Annotated in this window: 29 protein-coding genes; 5 read left to right on the forward strand and 24 right to left on the reverse strand. The window is 65.5% G+C overall.

All coding sequences use genetic code 11. From position 1 onward, the window contains the following. Positions 1 to 76: 76 nt before the first annotated feature. The 3 genes from ACDI39_RS19395 (at position 77) to ACDI39_RS19405 (ending at position 3,185) form a co-directional block, all read left to right on the forward strand. Positions 77 to 1,495 carry an FAD-dependent oxidoreductase gene (locus tag ACDI39_RS19395; RefSeq protein WP_225787529.1) on the forward strand — a complete coding sequence of 473 codons (1,419 nt, stop codon included), beginning with the start codon at positions 77 to 79 and terminating at the stop codon, positions 1,493 to 1,495. Positions 1,496 to 1,668: 173 nt separating this feature from the next. Continuing rightward, the gene (hemE, locus tag ACDI39_RS19400; protein ID WP_225787528.1) at positions 1,669 to 2,733 is read left to right on the forward strand and encodes a uroporphyrinogen decarboxylase; all 1,065 of its coding nucleotides are present in this window, start codon (positions 1,669 to 1,671) and stop codon (positions 2,731 to 2,733) included. 104 nt (positions 2,734 to 2,837) lie between these two features. Next, the gene (locus ACDI39_RS19405; protein WP_225787527.1) at positions 2,838 to 3,185 is read left to right on the forward strand and encodes a YgiW/YdeI family stress tolerance OB fold protein; all 348 of its coding nucleotides are present in this window, start codon (positions 2,838 to 2,840) and stop codon (positions 3,183 to 3,185) included. A gap of 141 nt (positions 3,186 to 3,326) precedes the next feature. Here ACDI39_RS19405 and ACDI39_RS19410 read toward each other — a convergent pair whose 3' ends face one another. Further along, positions 3,327 to 4,523: an MFS transporter gene (locus ACDI39_RS19410; protein ID WP_413247282.1), complete on the reverse strand. Its 1,197-nt coding sequence runs from the start codon at positions 4,521 to 4,523 to the stop codon at positions 3,327 to 3,329. Between the two features lie 178 nt (positions 4,524 to 4,701). On the opposite strand from ACDI39_RS19410, the gene ACDI39_RS19415 reads away from it, so the two are divergent. Continuing rightward, on the forward strand, positions 4,702 to 5,595 hold the full coding sequence (locus ACDI39_RS19415; RefSeq protein WP_225787525.1) for a LysR family transcriptional regulator: 894 nt from the start codon (positions 4,702 to 4,704) through the stop codon (positions 5,593 to 5,595). A gap of 31 nt (positions 5,596 to 5,626) precedes the next feature. On the opposite strand, the gene ACDI39_RS19420 is transcribed toward ACDI39_RS19415, so the two are convergent. From ACDI39_RS19420 to ACDI39_RS19520, 21 genes are all read right to left on the reverse strand, one after another. After that, on the reverse strand, positions 5,627 to 6,073 hold the full coding sequence (locus ACDI39_RS19420; RefSeq protein WP_253079865.1) for an excinuclease: 447 nt from the start codon (positions 6,071 to 6,073) through the stop codon (positions 5,627 to 5,629). Positions 6,074 to 6,088: 15 nt separating this feature from the next. Continuing rightward, positions 6,089 to 6,523: a hypothetical protein gene (locus ACDI39_RS19425; protein WP_225787523.1), complete on the reverse strand. Its 435-nt coding sequence runs from the start codon at positions 6,521 to 6,523 to the stop codon at positions 6,089 to 6,091. Positions 6,524 to 6,549: 26 nt separating this feature from the next. After that, on the reverse strand, positions 6,550 to 7,776 hold the full coding sequence (locus ACDI39_RS19430) for a beta-ketoacyl-ACP synthase (protein ID WP_225787522.1): 1,227 nt from the start codon (positions 7,774 to 7,776) through the stop codon (positions 6,550 to 6,552). After that, the gene (fabG, locus tag ACDI39_RS19435) at positions 7,776 to 8,504 is read right to left on the reverse strand and encodes a 3-oxoacyl-ACP reductase FabG (protein WP_225787521.1); all 729 of its coding nucleotides are present in this window, start codon (positions 8,502 to 8,504) and stop codon (positions 7,776 to 7,778) included. The genes ACDI39_RS19430 and fabG overlap by 1 nt, the downstream gene beginning before the upstream one ends. Then, positions 8,497 to 8,967, reverse strand: coding sequence for a hotdog family protein (locus tag ACDI39_RS19440; protein WP_225787520.1), 471 nt, complete (start codon positions 8,965 to 8,967; stop codon positions 8,497 to 8,499). The genes fabG and ACDI39_RS19440 overlap by 8 nt, the downstream gene beginning before the upstream one ends. Beyond that, positions 8,964 to 10,157 carry a beta-ketoacyl-[acyl-carrier-protein] synthase family protein gene (locus ACDI39_RS19445; RefSeq protein WP_225787519.1) on the reverse strand — a complete coding sequence of 398 codons (1,194 nt, stop codon included), beginning with the start codon at positions 10,155 to 10,157 and terminating at the stop codon, positions 8,964 to 8,966. The genes ACDI39_RS19440 and ACDI39_RS19445 overlap by 4 nt, the downstream gene beginning before the upstream one ends. After that, the gene (locus ACDI39_RS19450) at positions 10,154 to 10,639 is read right to left on the reverse strand and encodes a hypothetical protein (RefSeq protein WP_225787518.1); all 486 of its coding nucleotides are present in this window, start codon (positions 10,637 to 10,639) and stop codon (positions 10,154 to 10,156) included. The genes ACDI39_RS19445 and ACDI39_RS19450 overlap by 4 nt, the downstream gene beginning before the upstream one ends. Next, positions 10,636 to 11,367: a class I SAM-dependent methyltransferase gene (locus ACDI39_RS19455; protein ID WP_225787517.1), complete on the reverse strand. Its 732-nt coding sequence runs from the start codon at positions 11,365 to 11,367 to the stop codon at positions 10,636 to 10,638. Before ACDI39_RS19455 ends, ACDI39_RS19450 begins: the two co-directional genes overlap by 4 nt. Then, the gene (locus ACDI39_RS19460; RefSeq protein WP_225787516.1) at positions 11,364 to 12,611 is read right to left on the reverse strand and encodes an NAD(P)/FAD-dependent oxidoreductase; all 1,248 of its coding nucleotides are present in this window, start codon (positions 12,609 to 12,611) and stop codon (positions 11,364 to 11,366) included. Before ACDI39_RS19460 ends, ACDI39_RS19455 begins: the two co-directional genes overlap by 4 nt. 120 nt (positions 12,612 to 12,731) lie before the next feature. Then, entirely contained in the window at positions 12,732 to 15,053 is a 2,322-nt protein-coding gene (locus ACDI39_RS19465; RefSeq protein WP_486539011.1) for an MMPL family transporter, read from the reverse strand. Next, positions 15,043 to 15,645 carry an outer membrane lipoprotein carrier protein LolA gene (locus tag ACDI39_RS19470; RefSeq protein WP_225787515.1) on the reverse strand — a complete coding sequence of 201 codons (603 nt, stop codon included), beginning with the start codon at positions 15,643 to 15,645 and terminating at the stop codon, positions 15,043 to 15,045. The genes ACDI39_RS19465 and ACDI39_RS19470 overlap by 11 nt, the downstream gene beginning before the upstream one ends. Further along, positions 15,642 to 16,067 carry an acyl-CoA thioesterase gene (locus ACDI39_RS19475; protein WP_225787514.1) on the reverse strand — a complete coding sequence of 142 codons (426 nt, stop codon included), beginning with the start codon at positions 16,065 to 16,067 and terminating at the stop codon, positions 15,642 to 15,644. Before ACDI39_RS19475 ends, ACDI39_RS19470 begins: the two co-directional genes overlap by 4 nt. Continuing rightward, the gene (locus ACDI39_RS19480; RefSeq protein WP_225787513.1) at positions 16,060 to 17,604 is read right to left on the reverse strand and encodes an HAL/PAL/TAL family ammonia-lyase; all 1,545 of its coding nucleotides are present in this window, start codon (positions 17,602 to 17,604) and stop codon (positions 16,060 to 16,062) included. The genes ACDI39_RS19475 and ACDI39_RS19480 overlap by 8 nt, the downstream gene beginning before the upstream one ends. Next, on the reverse strand, positions 17,585 to 18,523 hold the full coding sequence (locus tag ACDI39_RS19485) for a lysophospholipid acyltransferase family protein (protein ID WP_225787512.1): 939 nt from the start codon (positions 18,521 to 18,523) through the stop codon (positions 17,585 to 17,587). The genes ACDI39_RS19480 and ACDI39_RS19485 overlap by 20 nt, the downstream gene beginning before the upstream one ends. Next, positions 18,520 to 19,254: a glycosyltransferase family 2 protein gene (locus ACDI39_RS19490; RefSeq protein WP_225787511.1), complete on the reverse strand. Its 735-nt coding sequence runs from the start codon at positions 19,252 to 19,254 to the stop codon at positions 18,520 to 18,522. The genes ACDI39_RS19485 and ACDI39_RS19490 overlap by 4 nt, the downstream gene beginning before the upstream one ends. Then, positions 19,247 to 20,926 carry an ApeI family dehydratase gene (locus ACDI39_RS19495; protein WP_253079866.1) on the reverse strand — a complete coding sequence of 560 codons (1,680 nt, stop codon included), beginning with the start codon at positions 20,924 to 20,926 and terminating at the stop codon, positions 19,247 to 19,249. Before ACDI39_RS19495 ends, ACDI39_RS19490 begins: the two co-directional genes overlap by 8 nt. After that, positions 20,923 to 21,468: a COG4648 family protein gene (locus tag ACDI39_RS19500; protein ID WP_225787509.1), complete on the reverse strand. Its 546-nt coding sequence runs from the start codon at positions 21,466 to 21,468 to the stop codon at positions 20,923 to 20,925. Before ACDI39_RS19500 ends, ACDI39_RS19495 begins: the two co-directional genes overlap by 4 nt. Continuing rightward, on the reverse strand, positions 21,465 to 21,719 hold the full coding sequence (locus ACDI39_RS19505; protein ID WP_225787508.1) for an acyl carrier protein: 255 nt from the start codon (positions 21,717 to 21,719) through the stop codon (positions 21,465 to 21,467). Before ACDI39_RS19505 ends, ACDI39_RS19500 begins: the two co-directional genes overlap by 4 nt. 9 nt (positions 21,720 to 21,728) lie before the next feature. Continuing rightward, positions 21,729 to 22,001 carry a phosphopantetheine-binding protein gene (locus tag ACDI39_RS19510; protein WP_225787507.1) on the reverse strand — a complete coding sequence of 91 codons (273 nt, stop codon included), beginning with the start codon at positions 21,999 to 22,001 and terminating at the stop codon, positions 21,729 to 21,731. Then, a complete protein-coding gene (locus ACDI39_RS19515; RefSeq protein WP_225787506.1) occupies positions 21,970 to 22,788 on the reverse strand; it encodes a lysophospholipid acyltransferase family protein in 819 nt (272 codons plus the stop codon). The genes ACDI39_RS19510 and ACDI39_RS19515 overlap by 32 nt, the downstream gene beginning before the upstream one ends. After that, positions 22,764 to 23,480, reverse strand: a complete 717-nt coding sequence (locus ACDI39_RS19520; protein WP_225787505.1) for a beta-ketoacyl synthase chain length factor — start codon at positions 23,478 to 23,480, stop codon at positions 22,764 to 22,766. Before ACDI39_RS19520 ends, ACDI39_RS19515 begins: the two co-directional genes overlap by 25 nt. A 316-nt stretch (positions 23,481 to 23,796) precedes the next feature. On the opposite strand from ACDI39_RS19520, the gene ACDI39_RS19525 reads away from it, so the two are divergent. Then, positions 23,797 to 24,570, forward strand: coding sequence for a ParA family protein (locus ACDI39_RS19525; protein WP_225787504.1), 774 nt, complete (start codon positions 23,797 to 23,799; stop codon positions 24,568 to 24,570). 129 nt (positions 24,571 to 24,699) lie between these two features. On the opposite strand, the gene trxC is transcribed toward ACDI39_RS19525, so the two are convergent. Together trxC and selO are read right to left on the reverse strand one after the other, a co-directional pair. Then, a complete protein-coding gene (gene trxC, locus ACDI39_RS19530; RefSeq protein ID WP_225787503.1) occupies positions 24,700 to 25,134 on the reverse strand; it encodes a thioredoxin TrxC in 435 nt (144 codons plus the stop codon). An 82-nt stretch (positions 25,135 to 25,216) separates the two neighbouring features. Then, complete coding sequence (gene selO, locus ACDI39_RS19535; protein WP_225787502.1) at positions 25,217 to 26,677, reverse strand: protein adenylyltransferase SelO; 1,461 nt, start codon at positions 26,675 to 26,677, stop codon at positions 25,217 to 25,219. Positions 26,678 to 26,685: the final 8 nt, after the last annotated feature.

Genomic DNA, 26,685 nt, shown 5'->3' on the forward strand with positions numbered 1-26,685 from the left:
AGGTTTGCCCGGCTTAAGTGATCGTCTTGCGGCTTGCAGCGTGTAGCTTGCGGCTGCTGTTAAGAGGTTTTGAAAAATGGCTGAACGTCTGAACAACGACTTCCAGTTCATCGAGGTGGGGCGCAAGGACCCGAAGAAGAAGCTGCTGCGCCAGCGCAAGAAGGAGTTCGTCGAGATCTACGAACCCTTCAAGCCGCAGCAGTCCGTGGAGCAGGCGCACCGCTGCCTGGGCTGCGGTAACCCGTACTGCGAATGGAAGTGCCCGGTGCACAACTTCATCCCCAACTGGTTGAAGCTGGTTTCCGAAGGCAACATCCTGGCCGCGGCGGAGCTGTCGCACCAGACCAACACCCTGCCGGAAGTGTGTGGCCGGGTCTGCCCGCAGGACCGCCTGTGCGAGGGTGCCTGCACCCTGAACGACGGTTTCGGCGCGGTGACCATCGGTTCGGTGGAGAAGTACATCACCGACACCGCCTTCGCCATGGGCTGGCGCCCGGACATGTCCAAGGTCAAGCCAACCGGCAAGCGTGTCGCGATCATCGGCGCGGGCCCGGCGGGCCTGGGCTGTGCCGACGTGCTGGTGCGCGCCGGGGTGACCCCGGTGGTGTTCGACCGTAACCCGGAGATCGGCGGCCTGCTGACCTTCGGCATCCCCGAGTTCAAGCTGGAGAAGACCGTGCTGGCCAACCGCCGCGAAGTCTTCGGCGGCATGGGCATCGAGTTCCGCCTGAACACCGAGGTGGGCAAGGACGTCACCATGGAGCAACTGCTCGCCGAGTACGATGCAGTGTTCATGGGCATGGGTACCTACACCTACATGAAGGGCGGTTTCCCGGGCGAGGACCTGCCGGGCGTGCACGACGCGCTGGACTTCTTGATCGCCAACGTCAACCGCAACCTGGGCTTCGAGAAGTCGCCGGAAGATTTCGTCGACATGCAGGGCAAGAAGGTGGTGGTACTCGGCGGTGGCGACACCGCGATGGACTGCAACCGCACCTCGATCCGCCAGGGCGCCAAGTCGGTCACCTGCGCCTATCGCCGTGACGAGGCCAACATGCCGGGCTCGCGCCGCGAGGTGAAGAACGCCAAGGAAGAGGGCGTGAAGTTCCTCTACAACCGCCAGCCCATCGCCATCGTCGGCGAGGACAAGGTCGAAGGCGTCAAGGTGGTCGAGACCCGCCTGGGCGAGCCGGACGCCCGTGGCCGCCGCAGCCCCGAGCCGATCCCCGGCTCCGAGGAGATCCTGCCGGCCGATGCCGTGGTCATCGCCTTCGGCTTCCGCCCGAGCCCGGCGCCGTGGTTCGAGCAGTTCGGCATCCAGACCGACAACCAGGGCCGCGTGGTGGCGCCGGAGAAGGGCAAGTTCAAGCACCAGACCAGCAACCCGAAGGTGTTCGCCGGTGGCGACATGGTGCGCGGGTCGGACCTGGTGGTGACGGCGATCTTCGAAGGGCGTACCGCCGCTGAAGGTATCCTGGACTACCTCGAAGTCTGATCGATCCTAGGGGCCGCAACGCGGCCCCTAGGATTGTTCAACCCAGATTGGCCGTGCTCCTGTATACAAAAATGCTTGATCCACGGCATCCAATAGACAAAACGCATGGTCCTGGCCGTGCCTTTTGTGCTGGCCTCTGAGAAAATGCCCGCACTTTTTTGCTGGATGCCGACATGACTGCCCTGAAGAACGATCGTTTCCTGCGTGCACTGCTCAAGCAACCCGTAGATGTCACCCCTGTCTGGATGATGCGCCAGGCCGGCCGCTACCTCCCGGAATACCGCGCCAGCCGCGCCAAGGCCGGGGACTTCATGAGCCTGTGCATGAACCCGCAGTTCGCCTGCGAGGTCACCTTGCAGCCGCTGGACCGCTACCCGCTGGATGCGGCGATCCTCTTCTCGGACATCCTCACCATCCCCGACGCCATGGGCCAGGGCCTGTACTTCGAAACCGGCGAAGGCCCGCGCTTCAAGAAGGTCATCAGTACGCCGGCCGACATCGAGGCGCTGCCGATCCCTGATCCGCAGAAGGACCTGGGCTACGTCATGGATGCGGTCAGCACCATCCGCCGCGAGCTGAATGGCCGCGTGCCGCTGATCGGCTTCTCCGGCAGCCCCTGGACCCTGGCCACCTACATGGTCGAAGGCGGTTCTTCCAAGGACTTCCGCAAGACCAAGGCGATGCTCTACGACAACCCCGAGGCCCTGCACCTGCTGCTGGACAAGCTGGCCCAGTCGGTCACCAGCTACCTCAACGGCCAGATCCAGGCCGGTGCCCAGGCCGTGCAGATCTTCGACACCTGGGGTGGCAACCTGTCGGCGGCGGCCTACCAAGCATTTTCCCTGGCCTACATGCGCAAGATCGTCAGTGGCCTGATCCGTGAGCACGAAGGCCGCAAGGTGCCGGTGATCCTGTTCACCAAGAACGGCGGCCTGTGGCTGGAAAGCATCGCCGAAGCTGGTGCCGATGCCTTGGGCCTGGACTGGACCTGCGAGATCGGCGATGCCCGTCGCCGGGTCGGCGACAAGGTCGCCCTGCAGGGCAACATGGACCCGACCGTGCTGTACGCCAGGCCCGAAGCGATCCGCAAGGAAGTGGCGCGGATCCTGGAAAGCTACGGCCACGGCAGCGGCCATGTATTCAACCTAGGCCATGGCATCACGCCAGAGGTCGATCCGGAGCACGCCGGCGTGTTCATCAACGCCGTGCACGAGTTGTCGGCGCGCTATCACGCATGACTTGGGCCGGGGCCGCACAGCGGCCCCGAGCTGTCGCATTAAGTTTCAATTCAGTGATCATCGCTAATCTGGTCCCATCGAAACCGAAACAGGACCCGATTCCCATGAAAACCCGTTACCTTGCCCTGATCCTCGCCCCGCTGCTGAGCACCACCGCCCTGGCCGCCGGTTACACCGGCCCGGGTGCCCAGCCGGTGACCACCGTTGCCGCCGCCAACGATGCTGCTGACGACACCCCGGTGGTGCTGCAGGGGTTCGTGACCAAGAAGATCAACAACGACGACAAGTACGAGTTCAAGGACAGCACCGGCACCATCACCGTTGAGATCGACGACGAAGACCTGCCGTCGACGCCGTTCGACGAGAAGACCAAGGTCAAGCTGACGGGCGAGGTGGAAAAGCATCTGATGAGCCGCGAGGTGGATGTGGATATCGTCGAGATCGTCAACTGATCGCGCAAAAGGGGCCACTTCGCGCCCCATTCATGGGCAAGTCCGCTCCCACACGGCCTTGCGAATCACATCATTTGTGATCGACGCGGGCCCTGTGGGAGCGGGCTTGCCCGCGAATGGGCTGCGAAGCAGCCCCCTTGCTCAGGCCGTCTTGGCCGGCAAGCGACTCAGGTGCAACGCCACCAGTAGCGCCACCGCCAGCAAGCTGCCGATGAACAGCCCGATCCCGTTCCACCCGGCCTGGTGCCAGAACACCCCGCCCGCCGTCCCGGCAACGCTCGACCCGGCGTAATAGCAGAACAGGTACAGCGAAGATGCCTGCCCCTTGGCCTTCAAGGCCCGGCGGCCAATCCAGCTGCTGGCCACCGAATGGGCGCCGAAGAAGCCGAAGGTGAACACCAGCATGCCGAGGATCACCATCGCCAGCGGGCTGGCCAGGGTCATCAGCAGCCCACCCGCCATCACCACGATACTGGCCCAGAAGACCTTGCGCCGGCCTAGCCGGTCGGCCAGGGCGCCCACCTGGGCGGAACTGTAGATACCCGACAGGTAGACCACCGAAAGCAGGCCGACCAGCGCCTGGTTCATGTGGTAAGGCTCGGCGAGCAGGCGATAGCCGATGTAGTTGAACAGGGTGACGAAGGCCCCCATCAGCAAGAACGCCTCGAGGAACAGCCAGGGCAGGCCGGCATCGCGCAGGTGCACGACGAAGCCATCCAGCAGGCTGCGCGGGTTCAGCGCCTGGGGGCGGAAGTTGCGTGACTCGGGCAGCACCTTCCAGAACACCAGCGCCGCCACCAGGGCCAGGCCGCCGATGGTCAGCATCGCCGTGTGCCAGCTGACGAAGTCGATCAACACGCCGGTGATCAACCGCCCGCTCATGCCGCCGATGGCATTGCCGCCGATGTACAGCCCCATGGCCAGGCCGATGTGTTGCGGGTGGATCTCTTCGCTCAGGTAGGTCATCGCCACCGCCGCCAGGCCGCTCAGGGCCAGCCCCACCAGCGCGCGGGTCGCCAGCACCCCTTCCCAGGTCGGCATCACCGCGCTGGCCAGGGTCGCCAGGGCGGCGCAGAGCAGGGCGCAGACCATCACCGGCTTGCGCCCGATACGGTCGGAGATCGGCCCGGTGACCAGCAGGCCGAAGGCCAGCGTGGCGGTGGACACCGATAGCACCAGGCTGCTCTGCGCCGCATTGATGGCGAATTCCTGCGACAACAGCGGCATCATCGGCTGCACGCAGTAGAGCAGGGCGAAGGTGGCGAAACCGCCGCTGAACAGGGCCAACACGGTCTTCATGAAGGCCGGGGTGCCTTTCTCGATCCAGGTGTCGTCCAGCGCGGGCGTGGCGGGTTCAGGTTCGGCGGGGAGCGGGGCTACGGCTGTTTTCACGATCGGGGTACCTCGGGCGCGCAGGCCGGTATTGCGATGGAAAAAGCATATAGCTGGCTAATGATTAGATCCAATATATTATTCGACCTATTTAAGACGTTTGGCGACTTGTCTGGAGCCGATCATGGAGCTGCGCCATCTACGCTATTTCATCGCCGTGGCCGAGGAGCTGCATTTCGGCCGGGCCGCCCAGCAACTGGGCATCTCGCAGCCGCCGCTGAGCCAGCAGATCCTGGCGTTGGAGCAGGAGCTGGGCGCGCGGTTGTTCGAGCGTACCAACCGTCGGGTCGAGCTGAGCGAAGCGGGGCGGCTGTTCCTCGAGGAGGCCCGCCAGGTCCTGGCCCAGGTGGAAAGGGCCGCCGACGTGGCACGGCGCGCGCAACTGGGTGAGCTGGGCGAGATGAAGATCGGCTTCACCTCCTCGGCGCCCTTCACCTCGAAGATCCCCAAGGCCATCCATGCCTTCCGCCAGCGCTTTGCGGCGGTGCACCTGAACCTCAAGGAAATGAGCAGCCGCGACGTGGCGGATGCGGTATTCGACGAGTCCATCGAGGTCGGGCTGATGCGCCCCATGCCCTTGCCAGATGGCTTGGTGGCCACCGAGCTGTTTCGCGAGCCGCTGGTGGCGGTGCTCAACGCCTCGCATCCGCTGGCTGTGAGCCGCGAGCAGGGGGTGTACATGGCCGACTTGGCGCCTGAACCGTTCGTGTTTTTCCCGCGCAGCTATGGCAGCGGGCTGCATGCGCAGTTGCTGAGCCTGGCGCGGCAGGCCGGCTTCAGCCCGCATTTCGCCCAGGAGGCGGGCGAGGCGATGACCATCATCGGCCTGGTATCGGCGGGGCTGGGGGTGTCGGTGTTGCCGGCGTCGTTCCAGCGTATGCGCATCGAAGGGGTGGTGTATCGGCTGCTGCTGGACGAGGAGGCAACGACGGCGGTGTGGCTGGTGCAGCGCAGTGGCGCGGGCTCAGCGATGGCCAAGGCCTTTGCCGAATTGCTCACCGGCACAGGCTTTCAGTAGCCAGCGTGCCGGTGATCGACGCGGGTCTGGGTCAGTCGACGCGAGCCAGGTCGCCCTTGAGGGCAACGCCAGCGATCACGGCACCGGCATGGCACTCATAGGTCGCAGGGTCCTTGCGCTCGTTCTTCTTGTAGTAGCTGGCGATATTGGTCACGGCGTTGGCATTGGCCTTGCGCGCGGCGTCCTGCAAGGTCAGCAGCGCTGACTGCAATGCCCACTCACAGGCCGCCTCGTCGCTCTTGTTGAACGCGTTGGTCTTTTTGTTGGTGACTGCATTGGGGCTGATCACCTTGACCTTTCCACGTGGCTGCACGCCGGCCAGGTAGAACTTCACCGAACCATCGAGCTTCTTCTCGGCCAGCATTTGCTGCACGACCTTCTCGAACGGCAGGTATAGCGCCGTGTCACGGGCCTGGCTGAGGCCGGGCAGGGCACAGAGCAACAGGGCGGTGGTGGCGGTCCAGGTCTTCAGACGCATGGGATCGTTCCTCGATCAGTTGTGGAGGGTTGCAGTGCCCTGCTGTTGCAGGATGTTCTGGGTGGCCAGAAGGTTCAGCTCGCGCAGGATGCTGCGGTCGAGGTTGTAGACCCAGCGGTTGTAGTTGCGGTGGATCTTGCCGTTCTTGTAGCCCAGCTCGCGGCTGTCGCGGTACGCGATGCGGAACTGGCTGGTGCTGTAGTGGATATCCACCGCGGCGAAGAAGGTGTTGCGTACGGTGATGTCGGCCTGGATCAGGTTGGGGCCGACGTTGCGTGCGGTCCAGCCTCGATCGGCGATGGCCTTGAGGATCGCCAGCTGCACCTGTGCCTGGCTGTAGCCGTGATTGGCGGCCAGTTGTTCCGCCGGGTTCATCACAGGCTTCGAGGTGCAGCCGGTCAGCGCGGTCAACGCCAGGCCCAGGGCCGCGGCGCGGATCAGTGAAGACATTCCTTGCTCTCCAGTAGGGTGGTATTTCAAGGCCAGCGGCGGAAGATCAACGAGGTGTTGACCCCGCCGAAGGCGAAGTTGTTGTTCATGACGTACTCGCGGCTCATGGCGCGGAACTCTCCTTGCAGGTAGTCCAGCTCGCCGCAGCGTGGGTCGATGTGATCGAGGTTGAGGGTGTGCACGTAGCGGTCGCTGTTCATCATCTCGATGCTGAACCACGATTCCAGCGCGCCGCAGGCCCCCAAGGTGTGGCCGAGGAAGCTCTTCTGCGAACTGATCGGCATGCGCGGGCCGAACAGGCTGCTGGTGGCCAGGGTCTCGGCGATGTCACCTTGTTCGGTAGCGGTGCCATGGCCGTTGACGTAGCCGATGGACTCGGGGGCAAGGCCTGCGTCCTCCAACGCCAGCTCCATGGCCCGGCGCATGGTGGCTTGTTCCGGACGGGTAGTGTGCTGACCGTCGGCATTGCTGCCGAAGCCGACGATTTCGGCGTGGATGCGTGCCCCGCGGGCCAAGGCGTGTTCGAGCTCTTCGAGCACCAGCATGCCGCCGCCCTCGCCGATCACCAGGCCGTCGCGGCCACTGTCATAGGGGCGGGGGCTCAGGTGCGGGGTGTCGTTCTTCAGGCTGGTGGCATACAAGGCGTCGAAGACCATGGCCTCGGTGGGGCACAGCTCCTCGGCTCCGCCCGCGAGCATCATCGGCAAGCGACCGTACTTGATCGCTTCGTAGGCATAGCCGATACCCTGGCTGCCGCTGGTGCAGGCGCTGGAGGTCGGGATCAGGCGCCCGGTCAGGCCAAAGAAGATGCTGATGTTGGCCGCAGTGGTGTGCGGCATCATGCGCACATAGGAGTTGGCGTTGAGCCCGTCGGCCACCGAGTTCAGCAGCATGTTGCCGAAGGCCTTGATTTCGTCGGTGCTGCCGGTCGAAGAACCACAGGCCACCCCCATGCGCCCGTCGCGGATGCTCGGGTCGTCGAGCAGGCCGGCATCGGCCAGGGCGCGCTCGGCGGCAGCCACCGCCAGGCGCGAGACGCGGCCCATGCTACGCAATTGCTTGCGGGTCCAGTGGCCAGGCACGTTGAAATCATCGATGGGCCCGGCCAGGCGAGTGTTGAGCTCCTCGAAGCGATCCCACTCGTCCATGCGCCGGATACCGCTGCGCTGGTTGGCGAAATGCCCGGCGATGGTTGCCCAGTCGTTGCCCAGGGCGGTAAGGCCGGCCATGCCGGTGACCACGACGCGGCGCATCAGCACAACCCCCCGTTGACCGCCAATACCTGGCGGGTGATGTAGGCCGCCTCCGGCGACATCAGGAAGTTCACCGCACTTGCTACTTCTTCTGGCGTACCCATGCGCCCGGCCGGGATCATCTTCAGCAGTTCTTCGACCGGTACGTGTTCGTCGAGCATCGCCGTGTCTATCAGCCCGGGAGCGACGCAATTGACGGTGATGCGGCGTTTGCCCAACTCTATCGCCAGGGCCTTGGCGGCGCCGATCAGGCCGGCCTTGGAGGCGCTGTAGTTGACCTGGCCGCGGTTGCCGATCAGCCCCGAGACCGAGGTGATGCAAACGATACGGCCCGGTGCTCGGCGGCGGATCATCGGCATCGTCAGCGGCTGCAGGACGTTGTAGAAACCATCCAGGTTGGTGCGCATGACCTGGTCCCAGTCCTCGTCGGTCAGCGCGGGGAAGGCGCCGTCACGGGTCAGCCCGGCGTTGCATACCACCCCGTAGTAAGCGCCGTGGGTGTCCACGTCGCTTTCCAGGATGGCCCGGCAGGCGGCGCGGTCGGCGACGTCGAACTGCAACACCCGCGCCTGTTGGCCCAGCCCCCGGACTTCGCTGGCGACGGCCTCTGCCTCGGTACGACCGCTGCGGCAGTGCAGAACCAGGTCGAAGCCTGCGCGGGCCAGGCGCAGGGCGATGGCTCGGCCGATGCCCCGGCTCGAACCGGTGACCAGGATGGTATCAGTCATGGGGTGACTCCTCTGGGCCTGCTTCAGCCAGGTAACTGGCCGCTTGCGGCGGACGATAGACATTCAGGCGGGCCGTGGCGTAGATGCCGGGGGCGCGCAGGTGGCATTCGAACACACCCATGCCGTTCTCGTCTTCCAGTGAGCGCAAGGCGTGGATGTGCAGCTCGGTGCCTGCCGGGAAGTGCTCGACGTCACATTCGTACTTGCGGGTACCGAGCAGGAAACCCAGCGCCACTGGCTGGCCTTGGCGGCGTGCACGGCAACCGGCATAGGCGGCAACGCTCTGTGCCATCAACTCGATGCCGAGCCAGGCTGGCAGGCTGCCGTCGGCACGGTTGAACAGGCCGCCGGGGCGAACGGTGGCGCGGGTGTGTATCTGCTCTTCATCGCAGTTGTCGACCTGGTCGATCAAGATCATGTCGCCGGCGTGAGGCAGCAGCTCGGCCAATGGCCAGGGGATCATGGGACGTCTCCGAGAATCAGGCTGACGTTGTTGCCGCCGAAGGCGAACGAATTGCTCATCAATCGACGTGGGCTTCGCGTGCTCAGGCACTGGCCTGCCCTGGTCAGCGACAGGGCCGGCAATTGCGGATCGGCCTGGCCATCCCAGACATGCGGCGCCAGCAGGCCCATCGGGTTGTGCTCGCTCAGGCTCAACCAACAGAATGCCGCCTCCAGTGCGCCCGCGGCGCCAAGGGTGTGGCCTGTCATGGGCTTGCTCGAGGAACACGGCAGTGCGGAACCGAACAGCTCATGCACTGCCAGGCTTTCCATGGCGTCGTTATGGGGGGTGGCGGTGCCATGCAGGTTCAGGTAGTCGATTTGCCCTGGCACGAGGCCAGCATTGTCCAAGGCTTTGCGCATGGTCTGCAAGGCACCTTTGCCGGTTGGGTCCGGCGCCGAGATGTGATGTGCATCGGAGCCGGCACCCGTGCCGAGCAGGGCGATGGACGGGCCTGCGGGGTTACGTTCGCGAGTCATCAGGAACAGCGCCGCGCCTTCACCGATGTTGATGCCGTTGCGGTTCACCGAGAACGGATTGCAGCGATGGTCGCTGAGCGCTTCCAAGGCGCTGAAGCCGTTGAGGGTCAGGCCGCAGAGGCTGTCGACACCGCCGCACAGAACCGCGTCGCAAAGGCCCAGGTCGAGCAGCCGGCGCGCACTCGACAGGGCACGCCCACTGGACGTGCAGGCTGTGGAAATCACGTAGGCCGGGCCGCTTAGTTGTAGCCAGTCGGCAAGGAAGTTCGCGGGGGCGCTGAGTTCCTGTTGGTCGTAGCGGTAGCGCTCGGGAAAGTGCTGGGTCTTGAGGTACTCGGCAATGCCATCGCTGGCCTCGGCGATGCCCGAGGTGCTGGTGCCCAGAATCACCGCAACCCGACCGGCGCCATGGCGGTCGATGGCCTGGCGGATGGCCGGCTCGATCTGCAGGGCGGCGCTGTACAGCAGTTGGTTGTTGCGGCTGTGCTGCCCTGGCAGGGGGACTGCCGGGAGCTCGCCTGTCACCGCGCCGACCGGTGGGCTGCGCTCGGCGATCCAGCCCTCTTGGGGCTGCATGCCGGAGCAATCTCCCGCGAACAGATGGGCGGCGACTTCGGCTTGGCCACGGCCTAGGGCACAGACCAGGCCCAAGGCATTGAGGTAGGCGGTCATGGCGTATTCTCGCTGGGCAGTGGGCTGATTAGATAGCGCAGGCCTTGGCCGAGGTTCAAGTCGAAGGTGTCGGCCGCCCGATAGGTGACCTGCCAACGGTCGCCCAACCAGCGCAACTCGCCCTGCTGATGTGCTTGCGGATAGAGCTGTGGCAATTGCCCGGACGGTGTCAGGGCGAACAGCACGGCAGCGAACAGTTCGCGGGCTTGCGGGTTGGGTGGCAACAGGCCGTCGGCCTGCCAGTGTTCACCTTCGAGCAGTTGGCGGGCCAGGGGGATGCCTAGCAGGTCGAGCAGCGACCAGCGCAATCGGCCGTCCTCGCGCTGGATCACCAGCAGCCAGTCCTGGCGCTGCCCGGCCTGCTCGCGCTCGACGTGCAATTGCCGCGGCAGATCCAGCTGCGGTAGCTGCGTAGGCAGCGGCGGGCGTGCGGCACAGGCGCCGAGCAGCAGGCACAGGATGATTGCCAGCAGGTACTTCACGGATGCTCCAGGGGCTTGCGTGCCACTACGTTGACCAGGGTCTCTTCTCGTTGGCCAACGGGCGGCGGCTTGCGCAGGCCGAGGCGTTCGAGCAGGCCGAAGTCTTTGGCCCGGCTCCACCACAGGTAGGGGTACGAGATGTTGTGCGAGGCGAATTCGAACCCTTGATCGCGCAGCATCCGCAGGTATTGCTCGGCGCTCTTCTGCACGTGCATGGGGTGACGGAACAACCAGCGAATCACCCAGGTGTCGATGTACGCCTCGGTAGATTCGGCGAATAGCAGGTAACCGCCGGGCTTGAGCACCCGGTAGAACTCGGCCAGGGCTTGTTCCTGTTCCACCAGGTGGTGGAAGGTCTGGTGGCAGAACAGGATGTCGATGCTGGCATCGGCGAACTGCAATCGAGCGCAGTCGCTGCCACGCAGTTCCACGTCGAGTCCCAGGCGTTCTGCCTCCGCCGCGCTGAGCTCGAGGCTGTGCGGGTCGGCATCGGTGCCGAGCAGCCGCGACGGCGCGAACACCTGCTGCAGGTGCTTGAACGATTTGCCCTGGCCACAGCCGGCGTCGAGCAGTACCGGTGCCTGCGGCGGCTCGTCGTCGAACAGGCAGCGCAGGTCGTTGATGGCCACTCGCAGCACATGATGCTGCCAGGTGTGGCTGCGCAGGAACCAGAAGCCGAAGCGGGTCTCTTCGACGTAGGTGTCGCTGAGGAACGGTTGCTGGCTCATGCCGGCGCCCTCGCGCACAGTTCGGCCAAGGTCCGCAGGCGGCGCCTGGGCTCGACGACGAACGGATTGCGCAGGTCCCAGGCATAGCCGGCGAGGATCGAACTGATCATGGCGCGGATCTCAGGTGAGCTGCCGGGGTGGTGGATCACGTCCTGGAAGCTGCCGTCATACCAGCCTTCGACATAGGCGCGGAAGGTATCGATGCCACGCTTGAGCGGTTCGGCGAAGTCCCGCTGCCAGTCCACCGCCTCGCCTTGCAGCTGGCGGTGCAGTAGGCCGGCGGCCATGCTGGCCGAACGCATGGCAATGGTCACGCCCGAGGAAAACACCGGGTCGAGGAACTCGGCGGCATTGCCCAGCAGCGCGAAGCCCTTGCCGTGCAGGGCCTTGACGTTGGCCGAGTAGCCGCCGATGGCGCGCGCCGGGGTGTCCCAGACGGCGTTGGCCAGCACCTTGGACAGGCTGGGGGCCTGGGCCACGAAGTGCTTGAGGCAGGCGTCCAGGTCGCCGGGCGCGTCGGCGAAGCGCTCGGCAGCGGCAACGACCCCTAGCGAGGTGCGGCCATCGCTGAACGGGATGGTCCAGAACCAGATGTCGCGGTGTTCGGGGTGGGTGGTGATGAGGATCTTGTCGCGGTCGAAGCCTGGGTGGTCGATGCGGTCCTCGATATGGGTGAACACGGCCTGGCGCACTGGGAAGTTCGACGGCGCCTCCAGGTCGAGCAGCCGTGGCAGCACACGGCCATAGCCGCTCGCGTCGAGCACGAAGCTGGCATGCACGGGGTACTCGCTGCCGTCGGCACGGCGTACCTGCAGGTACGGTCGTTCCCCATCCATATCGGCGCTGACGATTTCATGCTCGTAGCGGATTTCCACGCCTTGCGCTTCGGCCTGGTCGGCCAGCAGTTGGTCGAAGCGTGCCCGCTGTACCTGGAAGGTGGTCGGCCGGCCTTTGCTGAAGGTCTGGCCAAAGTCGAAGTCGGTGTACGCCTCACCCCAGGCGAAGGCAGCGCCGTTTTTCAGTTGGAAATCTGCCGCCTGGAGGGCATCGAGCATGCCGGCCTCCTCGACGAAGTCGATGCAGTGCGACAACAGGCTTTCGCCGATCGAGAAGCGCGGAAACCGCTGGCGCTCGAGGACCAGCACGTCGTGCCCCCGACGTTTGAGCAGGGTGGCGGCGATAGCACCGGATGGGCCGGCGCCAATCACCACCACGGGGTGATGTTGCAGTTCAGGGTTCGGCATGAGGCCTCCTTGCCGGTGGAGCAGTTGTCAGGCTGGCGATTGAGGGCAACCCGAGACGCGTGCCGAGCGTGCTGGCCGGCGCATGCATCGCCAGGGCCGGTGCCCATGACAGAAGGCGGGTCATGGCGACGTGTGCGCTCCATCGCGAGGGGCAGCCCAGGGGGCCAGCAGGAAGCTGAAGACCAGGCCCAGGCTTACTGCCAGGCCGAAGTTGCTCACTGCTGGCGTGCTCGACAAGGCCAGCAGGCCGAACGACAGCCAGGTGGTGAGTGCCGCCAGCAGGATACCCAGCAGACTCACGGCACCGCCGCCGATGCGCTCATGCATCAGGATCGCGTAGTCGACGCTGATCGCCGTTACCAGCAGCAGGCCGAACAGGCTGAACAGGGTCAGTGGCTGACCGAGCCAGCCGAGACTGGCCAGGCTGCACAGGGCTGCCAGGAGTGGCAGGGCAACGATGCGCAGGGCACCGCGAAGGCCGAAGGGCAGGGCCAGTAGCACCAGGATCAGGGCGCAGGACAGCAGCTTGAGTTCGGCGGCGCTGACCTGGGTGGCCGCGAATACCTGGTTCAGCTCACCCAGCCGGTCTATCAGTTGCACCCCGGCCAGTTCAGCGGTGTGCAGGCGCAGCAGGGCGGCATCGCCCAGGCCCTGCAAGCTGACGATGGCGGCCACGCCCGTACCGTCCTGGCCCAGCCACAACGGCCGCCAGGCTTCGCCCAGGGGGCCGGCGAGCACTTGGTCGATGGTCTGCACGGGTAGCTGCAACAGTTGTGCTTGCTCGGCGGCCAGGGCCGCTTCTGGCACGCCCAGGGCCACGAGCGGTTGCCAGTGCGCGCCGAGGGCTCTCAGGGCCTGGCGTGCCTGCGCTTGTTCAGCGGGGCTGGCGACGATCTGGCTGAGGCTCATGTAGCCCTTGAGCTCGCCCTGCGCCACCCATTCGTCGAGCTTGCTGGACAGCGCCTCCAAACGATCGAGCAACGCTTGCTGATCGGCGCCGCGCACCAGATAGAACTGGCTGGTCGGCTGGTAGCCTGTGATGCGCGCCACTGCCTGGGCTTCTTCGAGCAACTGGGGTGGGCTGCCGACCCATTGGCGGATATCGTTGCGGCTGTTCAGGTGCCACAGGCCGGTGGCACAGAACAGGGCTAGCAGGATCAGCAGCGCACCGCTTGGCACCCTGCGCAGCAGGCGTTCGCGCCAATCGGTGAGCGTTTCGGCGATGCGCAGTGGCCACTGCGCCGGCTGCAGCTCGACATTCCCCAGCAGGGCAGGCAGCAGGCACACCGCGCTCAGGTAGGCGCCGACCAGGCCTGCGGCGGAGAAGGCGGCGATCTGGGTCAGTGCCGGGAAGGGCGTGAAAGCCAAGGCCAGGTAGCCGATGCAACTGGTCGCCAGGCTCAGGCTCATGCCCGGCAGGGTCAGGCGTACGGCTGGCCAACTGCGCCAAGGCGTCAGGCTCCAGCTCTTGGACAAGTAGTGCAGGGGATAATCCACCGCCACGCCGATCAGGCTGGAGCCCAGCACCAGGGTCATGACGTGCATCTGGCCGAACAGCATCACGCAGACCACCGAGCCGAACAGCATGCCCACCAGGACCGGGACAAACGCCAGCAACACCCGCCAGCGCTTGAACGCCAGCAGCAACAGCAGCAGGATGCCGAGGGTGGCGCCACCACCGACCCAGGTGATCTCGCGGCTGGCCTGTCGTTGGCCAGCGGCGGCATGCAGCAGGCCGCTGGCTGCCAGGAGATGGGCGCCCTGCTGGTCGGCCTGGGTGCGGCTGCTGGCGAGCAGGTCGGCCACCTGCAAGGGCAGGTGCATGTCGAAGGCATCGGCGTAGGTACGTGCGCGCAGCAGTACCCAATGCTTGCCCTCGGCCTTGGCGATCAGGGCGCCACTGGCGGTGTCCAGCTCGACGTTGGCAGGTTTGGGCTGGCTGGCCTGGATACGCCCGGTCAGGCCCAGCCAGTCGTCTTGGCTGGACACCAGGCTGAAGCCGGCGAAGGGGTCGAACAGGTTGTGCACACGCTGCTCGACGAATGCGTCGGGATCCTTGCGCAGTTGCTGGCGATCCGTGGCCGAAAGCATGGCCAGGCGCCCTTGCAGCAGTTGTTCGCGTACGGCGGCGAGGTCGGTCTGCAGGCTCCACTGCACCTTCTCGAACAGCCCGCTGGCCTGCCATTGTCCAGCCAGACGCTCGGTCATGGCGAGCGCCTGCTGGCGGTCGGGGTGACCGACCAGCACCAGCAATTCGCGGTTCAGCGGCTCCTGCATGCGCTGTTCGGCGCGCTTGACCAGCGGGTCTTGGCTCGCGCCGGGGACCAGGGTCATCAGGTCGGCCGACAGCGGTGCCCCCCGGTGCCATTGCCAGCCGACGACGGCGAGCATGACCAGCAACAAGGCCAGGAACAGGCGGGGCAACAGGCGTTCAGTCGGCAAAATCACGGCGCTCCGGGTCGTCCAGGGTGGCCGCGCCGCTGCTTTGGGGCATGCGCAGAACGGTCCTGTCGCCTTGGGTTTCGTTCAGTTCGATGCGCTCAACGAAGCGCCCACCGGTGATGTCGATATGCTTGAAGACCTGCTTGAGCAGTAGCGAACGAGGTGTCAGGCGCAGTTGCCAGTGCTGCGCGTCGCCCGACAGGCTCAGCTTGAAGTCACGTTGCAGGCCGCTGCTGTCGCCTTGCAGCACGGCGAAGAACAGGCGGTTTTGTTCGGCGGCGGCACTGCGGCTGGGCAAGGCTTGCCAGCCCTCCGGGGTACGCCGGGCGATGCCGCTGGCGTCGATACGGTAGTCCTGGCGCAGGGGCGCTTGCAGCTGCCACAGCAGGCCATGGTCGCGGGCGAGGACGAAGCGGCCTTCGCTCAGCAGCGGTTGCGGCAGGGCACGCAGGTGTTTTTCCTGGATGAATGGCCCCTTGACCACCGCCGTGTCGCCCAGGTGTTTCTGCAGATCGTCCAAGCCGAAGGCCTGGGCCGAGGCGCTGGCGGCCAGTAGGGCGAGCGTGGCGAGCAGGTGCGCGAGGCGCTTCATGACAATACCTTCTGCACCGCGTCGAGCATGACCTGCGGTGACGCCAGTTGCATTTCCCCGCTGTCGATATGCACCGCGACCTGCACCGTACTGGCGCGGGTCATGCGCTCGCCTGTGGCGGCATCGCTGATCAGGTAGTGGATCTTCAAGCGATTTTCCCACTCCACCAGGCTGGCCCGCACCTTCAGGTGCTGGCCGAAGGTGGCGCCACGGATGTAGCGCAGCTGCAGGTCGATCACCGGCCAGGCATAGCCGCTGGCCTGCATCTGCAGGTAGTTGTGCTCGAGACGATCGAGCAGTGCGCAACGGGCTATCTCCAGGTACTTGACGTAGTGGCCGTGCCAGACGATATGCATGCTGTCGACGTCGAAGAAGGGGACGACGATCTCGCTGTCGACATGGAAGACGCCGGGGCTACGCATGCAACCTCCAGTGGCGCTCGCCGATACGTTCGAGGCACAGGCGCAGGTCGCTTTCCAGGGCTCGGTCTTCGATGACCGGGGCGAAGTCTTCCAGCAGGGCCTCATGCATGCGTGCCAGGGCCGGCGGCAATGGCCGCGCAGCGGCTTGGCGGGCACGCAGCCAGACACCTTGGTTGGCTGCCAGCAGGGTCGCGGCGGCGACTTGCTCGGTCAGTTCCAATACGCGCAGGGCGTCGCGCGCGGCAATGGTGCCCATGCTCACCTTGTCCTGGTTGTGGCATTCGGTGGAGCGGGAGAAGACGCTGGCCGGCATGGTCTGCTTGAGGGCTTCGGCCGTCCAGGCGCTGGCACCGATCTGCACGGCCTTGAAACCGTGGTTGATCATCGCCCGGTCGGCTTCGGCGCCGGAGAGGTTGCTCGGCAGGCCGTGGTTGTAGCGCACGTCTACCAGCAGCGCGAGCTGGCGGTCGAGCAGGTCGGCGACATTGGCGACCAGGGTCTTCAGGCTGTCCATGGCGAAGGCGATATGGCCGCCATAGAAGTGCCCGCCGTGCAGCACACGCTCGGCTTCGCCATCGATGATCGGATTGTCGTTGGCGCTGTTCAACTCGGTCTCGATGAAGCCTCGCAGCCAGCCCAGGCTATCGGCCAACACCCCTAGTACATGGGGAGCGCAGCGCAGCGAGTAACGGTCTTGCAAGCGGTGCAGCGGCGGCAGCGGGGCGTCGAGGGCGAGATCCTGGCGTAGCCAGGCGGCGACCTGGGCCTGGCCAGGGTGCGGTTTGGCGGCGAACAGGCGCTCGTCGAAGTGCTCGGGGTTGCCCTGCAGACCTATGACGTTGAGTGCGGTGATGCGCGTGGCCAGGTGCAGCAGGTAGTCGGCGCGGGCATAGGCCAGGCAGGCCAGGCCCGTCATCACCGCGGTGCCGTTCATCAGTGCCAGGGCTTCCTTGGGCCGCAGCACCAGCGGTTGCCAGCCCAATTCACGGTGTACGTCCGCGCTGCTACGGCGCTCGCCCTGGTAGAGCACCTCGCGTTCGCCGGACAGTGCGGCGGCGACGTACGACAGCGGGGTCAGGTCGCCGCTGGCGCCCACCGAGCCCTCTTCCGGGATCAGCGGCAGGATGTCGTGTTCGAGAAACGCCCGCAGGCGCTCCAGCAATGCCAGGCGCACGCCCGACACGCCATGACTGAGCGAGCGTAGGCGGGCGGCGAGCACCGCGCGAGTGGCGATGGGGCCGAGCAGCTTGCCCAGGCCACAGCCATGGAAGGTGTACAGGTGTCGGGGCAGCGCTTCCACGTGCTCCAGCGGTACGGCCACCACGCAAGAGTCGCCATAGCCGGTGGTCACGCCATAGATCACCCCTTCCTTGTCGAGCAAGGTGTCGAGAAAGCGTGCGCCGCGGTCGATGCGCTCGCGATAGGCAGGGTCGTCCTGCAGGCGCACCGGGGCCCGGCGCTCGGCCAGGGCCAGGACATCCTCGATCGCGAGCGGCGACTCGCCGAAGGTTACAGGCTCATGCGGATGCATCGTCATCGGTCTTCCAGAAGGGGTAGAAATTGAACCATTGCAGGGGGGCCTGGCAGCAGTAATGGCCGAGACGATCGGCGTAGCGCACGGCCCATTCGGCGATCACCTGCTCGCGTTGGCCACGCCGCCAGTGCAGGCGCTCGACGAACGGTTCGAGGACGACCCGGTAGCGGCCCTCGTGCTTGAGACAGAACAGCAAGTTGAGCGGGCAGCCCAGCAGCCCGGCCAGTAACCACGGGCCCTGCGGAAAGGCGGCCGGATGGCCGAGGAAGTCCACCTCGACCGTGCGCGTGCCGTGCAGCGGGATGCGGTCACCGGCGATGGCCAACCACTCGCCGCGTTCCAGGCGTTCGGACAACTGCAGCATCACTGCCGGATCCAGCTCGCTGACCTGGATCAGCCGCAGGTTGCTGGCCCCGGCCTCGCCCAGCAGGCGGTTGAAGCGCTCGGCATGGCGAGTGTGGACCAGTACGTTCATGGTGACCTGTTCGCCGATCTCGGCCAGGGCGCGGCACACCTCGAGGTTACCCAGGTGTGCGCCCACCAGCAGTTGGCCGCGTTCGCCATGCAGTCGCTGGCGCAGTTGGGCCGGGTCCTCGATCTCGATGTCTTCCAGGCGCAGCCTGCCGTTCCACACGTCGAGCTTGTCCAGCAGGGCCTCGGCGAATGCCATGAATTGACGGAACACCCGCCATTGGCTGGGAGCCGGTACCTGCCCGCCGCTCCACTGGTTGAGCCGCTGCTGGTATTGCCAGGCGCTGCGCCGGGCGCGACGGCCGAACAGGAAGAAATAGGCGACAACCACATGGATCAGCGGGCTGAGCATGCGGCGGCCAAGCAAGCGCACCAAGGTCGCGGTCAGCTTCATCAACCAGAAGCTGCCGCGCTCCTGCTGCTCGGCCCAGTGCTGTGGTTGCCCGCTCATGCGCGATACCTGCGCCAGAGGATCAGCGGCGCACGTAGGAGCATGCCGAAGAACAGCTTGGCATGCATCTTCGAGATCAGCGCGTTGTCGTGGAACAGGCGAAAGTGCGACAGGCCGTCCTGCGGGTAGTGGACCCGTGTCGGCAGCCAGCGCATTGGCTGGTTACGCCATGACAGGCGCACCAGGATCTCCGGGTCGAAGTCCATGCGCCGGCCGAGGTTGACGCTGTCGATCAAGGCCAGTGTCACGGGCAATGGGTAGATACGCAAACCACACATGGCGTCGGGGATGCGCAGCGACAGGCTGTTGATCCACACCCACACGTGGGTGAGGTAGCGGGCGTACAGGCGGCCCTTGGGTACGCTGGCATCGTATTGTGGATAACCGCACACCAGCGCTTGTGGATAAGCCTGCGACTGTTCCAGGAAGCGGCTGACGTCGGCCAGGTCATGCTGCCCATCGGCGTCCACCTGCAAGGCATGGCTGAAGCCCAGGCGTGCGGCTTCGCGCAGGCCGGCCATGACGGCGCCGCCCTTGCCTTGGTTGACCGGCAGGTTGACCAGGTGCACATCGTCTTGCTTGGCCAGTTGCCGCAGTACCTGGGCACAGGGCGCATGGCTGGCGTCGTCGACCAGCACGCAAGGCAGGCCGGCGCGTAGCAGGTTGTCGACCACCGACGGCACTGCTTGCTCATGGTTGTACACCGGGATCACAGCGCAGGCCCTATGCACGGGAAGCCTCCAGCAGAATGCGGCCACTGGCGCAGGCTTGTCCGGCGCAGCTGTAGGCGAAATACAGTTTGCCGCGCTCGGTATCGAAGCGCAGGGTCAGTGCCAACTCGTCGCCAGGGCGGACCAGTTGCTGGAATTTGAGCACCTCCATGCCGACGAAGCGGCCATCGATGCCGAGTAGTTCGCGGGCCTGGGCGATAGCCCAGTCGATCTGCACCACTCCCGGTAGCACCGGTGCCTGCGGGAAGTGCCCGGTGAAGCAGGCCAAATCCACGGGTACGGCAAGGCGCAGGTGCCATGTGTCACCTTCCTGGCGCTGTTCCAGGCATTCTGCGGCCATGCTGCGAGGGGCCTGCAAAAGGGCCTGGAGTTGAGCCTGTGGGAGTTTGCCCTGGGCATTGAGGGGCAACTGCCGGAGCAGGCGCCAGCGGCGTGGCAGCGCCAGGGCCTCGCAATGGGCGGCCAGGTGTTGGCGCAAGCCTTCCACCAGGGTGCGGCGACCATGGTTGCGCAGGGTATGCAGGCCGTTGGCAGAGAGCACCAGGAGCGCCCCAAGGTAGGCGCGACCTTCCTCGATCATGCCCAGGCGCGCCTCGGCAACCCAGGCGTGAGTGCACAGCGCCTGTTCGAGCATGGGCAGGGAGATGCGCTTTTCTTCCAGCTTGACGATGCGATCCAGGCGACCGAGCAGGCGAAAGCGGCCGTCGCTGGTGAACTCGACGGCGTCGGCGCTCTGCTCGACATGCCCAGCAGGCAGGTACGGTGATGCGATGCGCAAGGCGCCCTGTTCATCCTGGCTCAAGCGCATGTCGGCGAACGGTTGCCACAGGGCTTCACCTTGCCGCCAGGCGATACCGCCGGTTTCGGAGCTGCCGAGAATTTCCGTTGGCCATTGGCCCAGGCGCTGGTGCAAGCGCTCGGCGGCATCGGCAGGCAATTCGCCACCGGAGGAAAAGACCTTGCGTACCAGGCTCAGGGCCGGCCAGTCGAGGTTGTCACCCATGCGCTTGAGCAGGGCGGGGCTGGCCACCCAGGCGAACGCCGGGTGCTCGCGGCTGGCGCGCTGCAGGTCTTCGGGGAAGGGCAGTTGGCGCCTGTCGAAACCGCGCCCGGCACAGAGCGGCCATAACACGCGAAACAGCAGGCCATAGATGTGCTGGGTGGCGACGCTACCGATGATCCAGGCGTCGCCCAGGGCCCCGCCCCAGAGCTGTTCCAGGGCCGTTACCTCGTTGGCCAGTTGGCGCAGTCGCTTGTCGATGCGCTTGGGTTCGCCACTGGAGCCGGAGGTGCACAGGCTGATGCGGCACTGATCCAGGTCGAGGTCCGCCGGTGGCAATGGGGCGGCCTGCAGGGCCTCTGGGGCCAGGTCACCTGGTTGGTCGCTGAGCCAGAGATCGACGTGGGCGTTCCAGCGTTCGCGGGTGCCCGGTTGCAGGTCGGCGGGCAACAATACCTCGACCCCGGCACGCCAGGCGCCGAGCAGGGCGACAGCCAGCTGTGCGGCATCCTCCAGATGCACTGCCAGGCGCTGCACACCACGTTGGCGCAGGCCGCCGGCCAGGCAAAGGGCCTGTTGGCACAGGGCGGCATGGTCCAGGGCCGGGGCCTGGGTCACCTGGCGTGGCGCATCCAGCGGGCGCAGCAGGTGCTCAAGGTCGATCCAGTTCATGGGCGTCCTCGCACGCGTTGTCTTATCAGCCATTCGACGGCGAACAGCAGGCCCATGGCGGCATACGCGACCAGGCCATTGTAGAGGGTCCACCAGCTCAGCGGCCCCCACAGGGCGAGGGCGGTGGCGATCAGGCCATTGGCCAGGAAGAACAGGCACCAGACCTGGGTCACACGGCGCGTGTAGCGCACCGCGTGCGGGGGGAGCTGCGGGTCGCGCAGGCGCGCCAGGCGTTCGATGACCGGCAGGCCGCGCAGCAGGCTGGCGCCGAACAGGACGAGCATGAATGTGCTGATCAGCACCGGATACCAGCGCAAGAGATGCGGGCTGTCGGAAAGGCCCAGCAGGGCACAGAAGGCCAGGGCCGCCACTGCCATCCCGAGGCTGCCGGGGCGGTGTGGCGCGCTCAGGGCGCGGGCCAGCCACAAGGCACCGAGCAGCAGGCCGAACTGCCACGGGGCGAAGTGCGTCATGCCGAAATGCACTGCAAAGGGATACAGCACACCGGCCGCCAGCAAGCCGAGGCCGATCAGGCGCTTCATGCCGGAGGGTTGACCAGGCGGAACACCGCTTCGACCACATCGTTGACGGTGCGTACCGACTTGAAGTCGTCGGCGGTGATTTTCTTGCCGGTCTGGCGCTTGATGTGGTCGATCAGGTCGACGGCGTCGATGCTGTCGATCTCCAGGTCCTGGTACAGGTTGGCGTCCAGGCTGATGCGAGACGGTTCCAGTTCGAACAGTTCTACCAGGGCGTCGCGCAGGATGTTGAAGATGTCTTCGCGGGTTTGCATGGGGCGGTCTCAGGCGGCCTTACGGGCAGTGACGAACGCGGCCAGGGCGGCAACGTTGCTGAAATGGTTGCGGGTGTCCTTGGCGTCGGCATCGATCTTGATGCCATAGCGCTTCTGGATCGCCAGGCCGAGTTCCAGCGCATCCACCGAGTCCAGACCCAGGCCTTCGCCGAAGAGGGTCTGCTGGTCGTCGATGTCCTGCACGCTGATGTCCTCCAGGCCCAGGGCGTCGATGATCAGTTGCTTGAGGTCACGGTGCAGGTCTTGCTGTGGATCGCTCATCGGCGGCGAGCTCCTTGATGTAGTACTGGTGCAGGTAGTCGTTGAGTTTGCGCGATGCTTGGGGCGCGGGTCCCTGGACGGCGAAGGCCTGGGGGTCGATATCGCTGCCGACCTTGAGGGTGAAATGGACGCGGCGGCTGGGAATGCGGTACCAGGGTTCGTTCTTGGTCAGGGTGGTGGGGCTGACCTCGATGGTCACCGGGGTGATGATCTTCGCACCCCGTAGAGCGATGGCGGCGGCGCCGCGATGAAAGGTTGGCGTTTGGCCGGGTGGTGTGCGCGTGCCTTCGGGAAAGATGATCAGCGGCTGGCCGTGGCGCAGGGATTGCACGGCGGTGTCGAGCATGTCCAGGCTGCCGTCATTGCCGATGTACTGGGCTTCGCTCACCGGGCCGCGGGTGAAGGGGTTCTCGAACAGGCTGTGCTTGACCACGCAGTTGGCTTGGCGCACAAGGCCGATGAGAAACACGACATCGATCAGCGACGGGTGGTTGGCGACGATCATCTGGCCGGGACGCCCCAAACGTTCGGCGCCGTCTATCTCATAGGTCAGCACGCCCGCAGCGTGCATGAAACGGATGAAGCGCCAGAACAACCAGCCAATGGTACGACGGGCGCGCTGACGGTGGCGCGTTGCACTACCGGGCAGGCAGGCGAGCAGCGGGAACACCAGCAACCGCAGGCACAGGCCGCCCAGCCCGAACAGAAAGAAGCTCGCGGCCGTCGCCAGCAGGCGCCAGTAGTAGGCATCGCGTGGCCGTCTCACGGCTGCCGTTGCCAGTTCCATGTACGACGCTTCCATGTATGAGTGAAGGAGCCCGTGCCGTTGAGCGAGGCACGAAGCCAGTTCAGGGCATGGGGCAGTTCCGTGGCCTCGGGGGCCGGTGTCTGGCCCTGGGCCAGTCGCCAATGCGTACCAGGCGTGAGCAGCAGACCCAGGGCATAGGCGAAGGGCACGTCGTCTATCCATGGCCTGTAAGCCTCCGGCGGCAGCTCCTCGGTAACGATCAACAGCACCGCCGGGGCCCCCTCGGCCAGCAGCGCGGAGGCCTCCAGCACACCGTGCTCGAAGCCATCGCCGGCCGCGGCCAGGGCGGTCATCTCGCTGGTTTCGCCGCGCAGGATCGACCATAGGCCAATCACTGCGTTGTGCACCGACAGGCTGAACTGGGTCGGCGACAGCGGCTGGCGCTCGGCCAGCTCGCTGAGAATCGAGAATGTCCGAGGGGTTTCACCATGGCGCGAGACGAACACCAGCGGCAATGTTTCGTGCCCTTCGGCCAATGGCCAGCCAACTGCGAACGCCATGCGCGCCAGGCGGCTGAGCCGGCGGCGTTGCATGGCGGGCAAGAACGACACGTCAGGTGCCGGCCCGTCGCTGTGCGGGGCCTGGTGACCGAGCGCCCACGCCTGCCAGTCGGCAGGCGTCTGCAAGCCCGGAGCCCAGGCGCGCCATTGGCTGATATCGAAGGTGATCACGGTGCTTTCTACTTCCCGCCCTGCGGGAATTCCTTGCCGAGGGAATGACTCGGAACAACGACCTGACAGGGTTGGCGCATTCGCCGAGTGGCGCGCATTATCCCGGTGCCGGAGTCATGGATCAATGCATATGGTTTCAATCAGACATTGCCTTCAGTCGTACGTGGCATCGTCTGATGAGTTATGTGCGCTTTTTCCGATAATCGGTCTGACTGAGGTTGTCGGTCAGGGCCAGGGGCAACTTGAATGAAGAATGCTGGCCATTGCCGTTGTGCCGCCACATACTCGGGCATTCGTTGATACACGGAGGTCTTCCATGCGGCGCGTGGTGTTCAATCAGAAAGGTGGCGTGGGCAAGTCGAGCATCGCCTGCAACCTGGCGGCGGTCAGCGCCAGCGAAGGCTACCGGACCCTGCTGATCGACCTGGATGCCCAGGCCAACTCGACCCAGTACCTCACCGGGCTGACCGGCGAGGACATCCCCATGGGCATCGCCGACTTCTTCAAGCAGAGCCTGTCCAGCGGGCCGTTCGCCAAGAAGAACCGGGTCGATATCTACGAAACGCCGTTCGACAACCTGCACGTGGTCACGGCGACCCCGGAGCTGGCCGACCTGCAGCCCAAGCTCGAGGCCAAGCACAAGATCAACAAGCTGCGCAAACTGCTCGACGAGCTGGACGACGACTACGAGCGGATCTACATCGATACGCCGCCAGCCTTGAACTTCTATGCGGTTTCTGCACTGATCGCCGCCGATCGCGTGCTCATCCCCTTCGATTGCGACAGTTTCTCGCGCCAGGCGCTGTACGGCCTGCTGGCCGAGATCGAGGAACTCAAGGACGACCACAACGAAGACTTGCTGGTCGAGGGCATCGTGGTCAACCAGTTCCAGTCGCGGGCCAGCCTGCCCCAGCAGATGCTCGACGAGCTGCTGGCCGAAGGCCTGCCGGTGTTGCCGGTATACCTGGGCAGCTCGGTGAAGATGCGCGAGTCCCACCATGCCAGCCTGCCGTTGATCCACCTGGAGCCGCGGCACAAGCTGACCCAGCAGTTCGTGGAGTTGCATGACTTGCTTGAGCGGCTCGAGTGAACAGGGCGTCGCTTGCGGCAAACGTAGATATCCATTGGGATCTCCCAAAAAGGGAGAACTGCTTGGATGCGCGTCATTGCCAAAAGTACCTTGGTGAAGTTCTGGGAATTGTGGCCTGTGTGGTGAACTCTAGACCCCCTGGCCGCGCAACCACTCCAGCAGTGACTGGAGTGGAAAAGCGCCGGCCTGGCGTGCCACTTCGCGGCCGTTCTTGAACAGGATCAAGCTGGGGATCGAGCGGATGCCCAGTTGCCCGGCCAGGTTGCGGTTGGCTTCGCTGTCGAGCTTGGCCAGGCGGCAGCGGCCACCGAGCTGGCGCGCGGCCTGCTCGAATGTCGGGGCGAAGGATTTGCACGGGCCGCACCAGTCGGCCCAGACGTCCAGCAGCAGTGGCAGGTCGCCCTTGATCTGGCTGGCGTAGCTGCGCTCGGTGAGGTCGAAGGGCTTGTTCAGCAGCACATCCTGTTTGCAACGACCGCACTTGGGGTTGTCGCCCAGGCGGGCGGCGGGCAGGCGGTTGAGGCCGTTGCAGTGGGGGCAGGGGATCAGTAGCGGGTCGGACATGGGAGCTCCTTATCGGTACGAGATGGACTTTCAGCCGTCGTCTTGAGGCGCTTTGCGCCCCATCGCCGGCAAGGCCGCCCTGCTATGACGAACAACTGATCTCCAGGTGCTTGCCCCACTGCGGCGGTCGCTCGGCATAGGCGTGCATCCCGGGCTGTTCCTCGAACGGTTTGCACAATACCTGGTGCAACCGCCGCACTTCACTGTAGTCGCCCGCCTCGGCGGCCTCGATGGCCTTCTGCGCCAGGTAGTTGCGCAGCACGTACAGCGGGTTGACGGCATGCATGCGCTCGCGTCGCCCTTCGGCGTGGGCGGCCTCGCGCTGGCAGCGGGTCAGGTAGTCCTTGCCCCAGGCATCGAAGCCGGCCAGGTCGACGAAGTCGTCGCGTACCACCTTCAGGGCCTCGGCCACGGGCTGTTCGCCGAGCCGGCGGAAGAACAGGTTGTAGTCCACGCCGCCGCTCTGCATGCGCTGCAGCAGGCGCTCGACCAGCGCCATGTCATCGTCCTCGGCGGTGGTGAAGCCCAGGCGTCGGCGCATCAGGTCCAGATAATGGGCCTGGTACAGTGGCAGGAACAGCCCCAGCGCCTCTTTGAGCGGTTCTACTTCGATCACCGTGGTCAGCGCCTGGGCCAGGGCGCTGAGGTTCCAGTGGGCGATCGGTACCTGGTTGGCGTAGCTGTAGCGGCCCCGGTCGTCGGAGTGGTTGCAGATGAAGTTGGCGTCGAAGTCGTCGAGGAACGCGTAGGGGCCGAAGTCGAAGGTGATGCCGAGGATCGACATGTTGTCGGTGTTCATCACCCCATGGCAGAAGCCGTAGGCCTGCCAGCGGGCGATCAGCTCGGCATTGCGTTCGACGATGGTGCGGAACATGGCCAGGTAGGGCTGCTCGGCTTCGCGGCACTCGGGGTAGTGCTGCTCCAGGACATGGTCGATGAGCAGGCGCTGCTGCTCGGGCTGACGGGTGTAGTAGAAGTACTCGAAATGGCCGAAGCGCACGTGACTCTGGGCCAGGCGCAGGAGCATGGCGGCGCTTTCGCGGGTCTCGCGCCACACGGGCGTGCTCGAGCCGACTACGCACAGCGCCCGGCTGGTGGGGATGCCGAGGGCCTGCAGGGCCTCGGAAGCGAGGAACTCGCGGATCGACGAGCGCAGTACGGCGCGGCCGTCACCCATACGTGAATACGGGGTCTGGCCGGCGCCCTTGAGGTGCAGGTCCCAGTGCTCGCCGGCCTCGTTGACCACCTCGCCCAGCAACAGGCCTCGGCCGTCCCCCAGGCGCGGGTTGTAGGAGCCGAACTGGTGTCCGGAGTAGACCATCGCCCGAGGGTCGGCTTCTTCCCACAGCTTGTGGCCGCTGAACAGCTCGGCGAACACTGGCAGCTCGGCCTGGGCCGGGTCGAGGTCGAGCAGGGCCATGGCCGACTCGCTCGCCACCACCAGGCGTGGCTCGGCGATCGGCTCGGGCAAAACCTGGGTGGAGAAGGCATCGCCCAGGCGGGCGAAGCGGTTGTCGAACGTCAGTTGATCGAGGGCTTTCACGGGCCGGC

The organism is Pseudomonas sp. Tun-23181 (assembly GCF_057415455.1).

Bases quoted from the DNA above. Each gene is read 5' to 3' on its own strand.
- ACDI39_RS19395 (WP_225787529.1), top strand. From the start codon at position 77: ATGGCTGAACGTCTGAACAACGACTTCCAGTTCATCGAGGTGGGGCGC.
- hemE (WP_225787528.1), top strand. From the start codon at position 1,669: ATGACTGCCCTGAAGAACGATCGTTTCCTGCGTGCACTGCTCAAGCAA.
- ACDI39_RS19405 (WP_225787527.1), top strand. From the start codon at position 2,838: ATGAAAACCCGTTACCTTGCCCTGATCCTCGCCCCGCTGCTGAGCACC.
- ACDI39_RS19415 (WP_225787525.1), top strand. From the start codon at position 4,702: ATGGAGCTGCGCCATCTACGCTATTTCATCGCCGTGGCCGAGGAGCTG.
- ACDI39_RS19420 (WP_253079865.1), bottom strand. From the start codon at position 6,073: ATGCGTCTGAAGACCTGGACCGCCACCACCGCCCTGTTGCTCTGTGCC.
- ACDI39_RS19425 (WP_225787523.1), bottom strand. From the start codon at position 6,523: ATGTCTTCACTGATCCGCGCCGCGGCCCTGGGCCTGGCGTTGACCGCG.
- ACDI39_RS19430 (WP_225787522.1), bottom strand. From the start codon at position 7,776: ATGCGCCGCGTCGTGGTCACCGGCATGGCCGGCCTTACCGCCCTGGGC.
- fabG (WP_225787521.1), bottom strand. From the start codon at position 8,504: ATGACTGATACCATCCTGGTCACCGGTTCGAGCCGGGGCATCGGCCGA.
- ACDI39_RS19440 (WP_225787520.1), bottom strand. From the start codon at position 8,967: ATGATCCCCTGGCCATTGGCCGAGCTGCTGCCTCACGCCGGCGACATG.
- ACDI39_RS19445 (WP_225787519.1), bottom strand. From the start codon at position 10,157: ATGACCGCCTACCTCAATGCCTTGGGCCTGGTCTGTGCCCTAGGCCGT.
- ACDI39_RS19455 (WP_225787517.1), bottom strand. From the start codon at position 11,367: ATGAGCCAGCAACCGTTCCTCAGCGACACCTACGTCGAAGAGACCCGC.
- ACDI39_RS19460 (WP_225787516.1), bottom strand. From the start codon at position 12,611: ATGCCGAACCCTGAACTGCAACATCACCCCGTGGTGGTGATTGGCGCC.
- ACDI39_RS19470 (WP_225787515.1), bottom strand. From the start codon at position 15,645: ATGAAGCGCCTCGCGCACCTGCTCGCCACGCTCGCCCTACTGGCCGCC.
- ACDI39_RS19475 (WP_225787514.1), bottom strand. From the start codon at position 16,067: ATGCGTAGCCCCGGCGTCTTCCATGTCGACAGCGAGATCGTCGTCCCC.
- ACDI39_RS19480 (WP_225787513.1), bottom strand. From the start codon at position 17,604: ATGACGATGCATCCGCATGAGCCTGTAACCTTCGGCGAGTCGCCGCTC.
- ACDI39_RS19485 (WP_225787512.1), bottom strand. From the start codon at position 18,523: ATGAGCGGGCAACCACAGCACTGGGCCGAGCAGCAGGAGCGCGGCAGC.
- ACDI39_RS19495 (WP_253079866.1), bottom strand. From the start codon at position 20,926: ATGAACTGGATCGACCTTGAGCACCTGCTGCGCCCGCTGGATGCGCCA.
- ACDI39_RS19500 (WP_225787509.1), bottom strand. From the start codon at position 21,468: ATGAAGCGCCTGATCGGCCTCGGCTTGCTGGCGGCCGGTGTGCTGTAT.
- ACDI39_RS19505 (WP_225787508.1), bottom strand. From the start codon at position 21,719: ATGCAAACCCGCGAAGACATCTTCAACATCCTGCGCGACGCCCTGGTA.
- ACDI39_RS19510 (WP_225787507.1), bottom strand. From the start codon at position 22,001: ATGAGCGATCCACAGCAAGACCTGCACCGTGACCTCAAGCAACTGATC.
- ACDI39_RS19515 (WP_225787506.1), bottom strand. From the start codon at position 22,788: ATGGAACTGGCAACGGCAGCCGTGAGACGGCCACGCGATGCCTACTAC.
- ACDI39_RS19525 (WP_225787504.1), top strand. From the start codon at position 23,797: ATGCGGCGCGTGGTGTTCAATCAGAAAGGTGGCGTGGGCAAGTCGAGC.
- trxC (WP_225787503.1), bottom strand. From the start codon at position 25,134: ATGTCCGACCCGCTACTGATCCCCTGCCCCCACTGCAACGGCCTCAAC.